General features: G+C 64.7%; 6 protein-coding genes. 3 read left to right on the top strand and 3 right to left on the bottom strand.

Going from position 1 to position 4,796, the window contains the following annotated elements; genetic code table 11:
* Positions 1–878 (bottom strand): COX15/CtaA family protein (locus EOA32_RS33120; protein WP_145971435.1); only part of this gene is annotated, 878 nt, incomplete at its 3' end.
* A 152-nt stretch (positions 879–1,030) separates the two neighbouring features.
* Between EOA32_RS33120 and EOA32_RS33125 the strand changes: the two genes are divergently transcribed.
* Together EOA32_RS33125 and EOA32_RS33130 are read left to right on the top strand one after the other, a co-directional pair.
* Positions 1,031–1,246, top strand: coding sequence for a DUF2842 domain-containing protein (locus EOA32_RS33125; RefSeq protein ID WP_067330098.1), 216 nt, complete (start codon positions 1,031–1,033; stop codon positions 1,244–1,246).
* A gap of 93 nt (positions 1,247–1,339) precedes the next feature.
* Positions 1,340–1,744 (top strand): hypothetical protein, encoded by a 405-nt coding sequence (locus EOA32_RS33130; RefSeq protein ID WP_128373968.1) that lies wholly within the window; start codon positions 1,340–1,342, stop codon positions 1,742–1,744.
* Between the two features lie 12 nt (positions 1,745–1,756).
* On the opposite strand, the gene EOA32_RS33135 is transcribed toward EOA32_RS33130, so the two are convergent.
* Positions 1,757–2,815, bottom strand: a complete 1,059-nt coding sequence (locus EOA32_RS33135; RefSeq protein ID WP_128373969.1) for a polysaccharide deacetylase family protein — start codon at positions 2,813–2,815, stop codon at positions 1,757–1,759.
* 87 nt (positions 2,816–2,902) lie between these two features.
* On the opposite strand from EOA32_RS33135, the gene EOA32_RS33140 reads away from it, so the two are divergent.
* Positions 2,903–4,132 (top strand): GNAT family N-acetyltransferase, encoded by a 1,230-nt coding sequence (locus EOA32_RS33140; protein WP_128373970.1) that lies wholly within the window; start codon positions 2,903–2,905, stop codon positions 4,130–4,132.
* A 55-nt stretch (positions 4,133–4,187) separates the two neighbouring features.
* Here the strand turns inward: EOA32_RS33140 and EOA32_RS33145 are convergent.
* Positions 4,188–4,796, bottom strand: a 609-nt coding sequence (locus EOA32_RS33145; RefSeq protein WP_145971436.1) for a tyrosine-protein kinase family protein, incomplete at its 5' end; no start/stop codon positions are given.

The following is a 4,796-nucleotide window of genomic DNA, read 5'->3' on the forward strand; positions in this document are numbered from 1 at the left end:
TACACGCTCTTTGCGGTGGCGATCATGTGCCAGAGCGCCACCGCAAAGAGCGTGTAAGCGCCGAGCCGGTGCACGAACTGCACAGTCTTGGGGTTCTCGAAGAAATTCAGCCAGGCGGGTTTCAAGAGCAGGAGATCGGCCGGGATCACCTTGCCGTCCATCAGCGGCCAGGTGTTGTAGGAGAGGCCGGCGTGGAGGCCGGCAACCAGGCCGCCGAGATAGATCTGGATCATTGCCAAGAGCACGATCGCGCCGGCAAGCCGCTGGGTCGAGCGGTCGGCGGTGCGCTCGGAGTGCGGCGCCAATCCTCGCGCGACAACCATGGTGGCGGTGAAGATTAGCGCCGCGAGCGTCAGATGCGTCGCCAGCCGGTACTGGCTGACCGAGACACGGTCGACCAGACCCGAGGCCACCATCCACCAGCCGATGGCGCCCTGCAGGCCGCCGAGCAGAAGTATACCTAGAAGCTTCGGCCCGAGGCCGCGTTCGATGCGCCCCGTCGCCCAGAAGAACAGCAGCGGCAAGGCGAAGACCGCGCCGGCGGTGCGGGCGAGGATGCGGTGCACCCATTCCCACCAGAAGAGCGACTTGAACGCATCTAGGCTCATGCCCTTGTTGAGCTCTGTATATTGGGGGATCTGCTGGTAGCGCTGGAACTCTTCCTGCCATTCGGCATCGTTGAGCGGCGGGATCACGCCGTGGATCGGCTGCCATTCGGTGATCGACAGGCCGGAACCGGTGAGCCTTGTGGCGCCGCCGACCAGCACCAGCGCGGCCAGCACGACCAGCACAAAATAAAGCCAGCCGCGCACCAGCGCGCGGTTGTGCAGATCGCGGTCGCGGGCGGCGTATGGGGCCGTGGTGGTTATGGCGGCCATGGGAGTTTCCCGGCAGTTGAAATCGCGGGATTGGTGGACCATGGCCGCCCGGCTGGCAAGACCGGACAGCGCGGCACGCCGTCGCGCCGGCCCGCGGCGGTTGCGCCCGCTCCCCGATCGGCCTAAGCGAGGCGGGTCAACGGGACCGCGACATGCCCATTCGCCTGAAAAAGCTGATCGGAACCATCCTGCTGGTGGCGCTGGTCGTCATCTACGCGCTGATCGCCTCGGCCATCGCGGTCACAAGGCTCGCCGAATACGGCTCCCTGGCGCATTTCCTGTTCTTCCTGCTCAGCGGCCTGCTCTGGGTGCTGCCGGCGATGGGCATCATCAAATGGCTGATCTTGGAGCCGCCTCAGAAGGGCTGAGCGCGGCCGCGCCAACGCTAACGTGATTCATACGTGATTGCGCCTTGGGAGTAACTTGCCTGGCTTGACCGCATGGCAGGGAGGGCTTGCGTCATGCCAAAAGCCTCGTTCGCGGGATTGATCCTGATCATCGCCTGCATGGCGGCCTCGATGGCAGCCGCCGAAATCATCAACGTGTCGGACGATCATGGCGGCAGCGTCGCCGCGTACAGCCAGCGCTGGAAGGGGCTCGCCGCGCGCGGCGTCAATGTCCGCATCGTCGGCAAATGCCAGTCGGCCTGCACGGTGCTGCTCGGTTATATTCCCCGCAGCCGCATCTGCGTGATGCCTGCGGCAAGCTTCGGCTTCCATCTGGCGCACCGCACCGACATGACCGCCGTCTTGTGGAATGCCTATGCTGCCGACATCCGAGGCTGGATCAACGCGCATGGCGGGCTTGCGTCACAGCTCAAATGGATGAGCGCGCCGGACACCTACCGCTATTTCCACAGATGCTGACGCCCCTTCGGGCTAAATGGTCACGACCATCTTGCCGGCATTGGCAAGCGGCGTCGTCACACCCGACAGCATCGTGCGGATATGGGCGACGCTCTGGTAGCGGCCGTTGACGGAGATGCGCGGCAGCGCATGCAGGAAGCCGGCATGCTCGGCTCTCAGGACGCCATGCCGGGTTGTCACCGCCGAGACATAGCCGGCATCACGAGCGAAGCCGACCTCGCGGCAGCCAACCGCGCTGGGATAACCGTAGGGGTAAGCGAAGTGGCGCGGCTCTGCGCCCAGCCGTTCCATGAGGATACGGTGGACGTCGCCGATCTCGTGACGCGCTTCCGCCTCGGACAACCGCTTAAGGTTGCGGTGGTTGACGGTGTGCGCGCCGATCGTCACCAGCGGATGGGCGGCCACCCTGCGAATCTCATCCCAGCTCATCAGGGTGCCGGGGCGGCCGGTGCCGAGCTCGATGCAGTTGGAGCGCGCCAGTTCACGCAGCGCGGCGCCCTGTTCTTCCTCGGGGACCTCTAGGGTCAACCATGCGTTCAGCCTTGCAATCGTCTGGATCTTTCGGCCGGGTGTCGAGCAATCGACGACCGTCGATCCTCTCTTCGTCTTCAGCGTCAGGTGCGAGCCGGTGTCGACGATATCCTCGATGACTTCCCACCACAGGTCGACGGCACCGTCGATCAGGCCGGGCGCGACATAGATGGTGATCGGCGCACCGTGCTTCTCCAATACCGGCAGCGCCTCCGTCATGTTGTCGCGATAGGCATCGTCGGCGGTGATGGTGGCGAACTGGCCGTGTTTGCCGCCCGCTTCGATGCGCTCGATCGCTTCATCAAGGGTAACAAAGGCATAGCCCCTTCCCTTCATGTCGGCGATCAGCTTGTCGAGGAAGGCAGGGGCGATGTTCAGATGGCGATTGACGCTGTTCGGCTTCTCGGGCGTCGCGGTCACGCGATGCAACATCAAGATGGCACCGATGCCGCCGACAAACGGCTTCGCCAGCGGAGCGAGACCGGTGTAGCGGGCAACGTTCAACGCCAGCTTCCGGATTGCTTCGGCCCCGTCGATCATTCCTTCACCTTTTGCGCCTAGGCTCATCCAAGGACTTGCGCCTACGCGAACCCCAGGTTGCAACCAATACGTCTTAAGGATTGAGGGATGGTTGACGCCGCCGCGTCATTTGACGGCAATCTCGTCGCGGCCAACGAAGCGCCGGCACGTGCGCCTGCCTCGAGCCGAGGCAGACTGACGGCGGCGGTGACCGACGGCACCGGTCTTGCGGGCTATGCAGAATTCTGCGCTTCGGCGCTGTTTGCTCCGGCGCAGAGCGCGTCCTGGGTGAGCAACTGGACGGCCCAGACCAAAGCCGATATGGCGGTCGCCACGCTAAGCATAGAGGGTCGACCGGCTCTTTCGCTGGCGCTGGAAGTGGTCCGAAACGGCCCGTTCCGCGTCGCTCGTTTCACCGGCGGACGTCATGCCAACGGCAATTTCCCCGCAACCGACCCGCGGCTTTTGCCTGCTGTAAACGGTCCTGCGATCCGCTCCCTGCTCTCGTCAATCGCCACGGCACGGCCCGACATCGACCTCGTTTCACTGGAGCGGCTGCTACCCGATCTCGACGGCACCGCCAACCCGCTAGCCGCGTTGCCCAATTTTGCGAGCCCTAACCTTGCGCTGGCCGTCGACCTCGATGGCGGCTTCGAGGCGCTGCTCAGCCGCGCGAGCGGCAAGCGGAAGCGCAAGAAGCACCGCTCGCAGACGCGCAAGTTCGAGGCCGTCGGCAGCTTCCGCCGTATCGAGGGGCGAAGCCGCAAGGAGGTCGACAGGTTGCTCGACGCCTTCTTCGACATGAAGCAGGCGCGCTTCGCCAAGATGGGCATCGCCAACGTGTTCGGCGATGAAGGCGTGCGCGCCTTCTTCCGGGCGCTGTTTGCCGATGCGCTTGCCGAGCAGGAGCCATCCTTCCTGCTGCACGGGCTGGAGGTAGCGGGAAAACTTCGCGCCGTTACCGGCTCCAGCCGCTCAGGCAAGCGCCTGATCTGCGAGTTCGGCGCGATCGCCGAGGATGATCTCGCCTTCACCAGCCCCGGCGACTTCCTGTTCTTCGACAACATCCAGGAAGCCTGCGAGCAAGGCTTCGACCGCTATGATTTCTCGGTCGGCGACGAGCCCTACAAGCGGCTCTGGTGCGACATCGAGGTCCAGCATTTCGAGGTGCTGATGCCGCTGACGCTGAAAGGTCGCGTGCTAGCCACAGGGTTGCGGCAAGGCGCGCGGGCGAAGGCCTTCATCAAAAATAGTCCGACGGTGTGGAAACTGACCAAGAGCTTGCGCCGGAAGGCTGCCGGACAGGCCGCCCTTATTGTTGCCGAGGACGACGCCTGACCGTCGTCCGCCAGCGCGAGACTCAAAATCCGAGCGCTTCGCGGGCGATATCTGCTCAGGCCGCCGACCGGCGTCCGGGCAACGGATCTCCCGGTTCATGGCCAACCGGCGTGACCAGCGTGACATCCGGATAACCATTCTCGATCAGCTTGACCGCCGCCTGCGTGACCTCGTCATCGGCTTCGAGCATCGACAGGAAGACTTCCGTGCCATCGCCAACCAGGCGGCCGATGCCTTGTGCGTCGGCAGGGCCGCATTCGACGACGACGAGGTCGTAAGCCGTGGTCAGCGACTGCATGATGATCGGCAGCCGGTCGGCGGCGCGCATGGCACGGATAGGATCGGCGGTACCGACCGGAATCACATGCGCGTCCGAATAGAGATCGGGATGGATGACGTCGCTGAACTGCGCCTCGGAGGCCAGCAGATTGGTGATGCCGGGAAGCAGTCCGCTGTCCAGCATCGGGCGCGAGGCGGCGCCCGAGGCGGTGAGATCGAGCAGGAGCACCCGGAGGCCCGCATCCGACACTTCGCGCGCCACCAGCACGGCGGTGGCGGCGGCCTCGTCGCCTTCCGGGGAGACAAAGATGGCGCGCGCGGCACCCGAGGCAATCAGCTTTTCCGCCGCCTTCTCGACATCGATCTCGCCAAGCCTCGGCTGCCA

The sequence above is a fragment of the Mesorhizobium sp. M1A.F.Ca.ET.072.01.1.1 genome (genome assembly GCF_004023325.1).
In the GTDB taxonomy this organism is placed as follows: domain Bacteria; phylum Pseudomonadota; class Alphaproteobacteria; order Rhizobiales; family Rhizobiaceae; genus Mesorhizobium.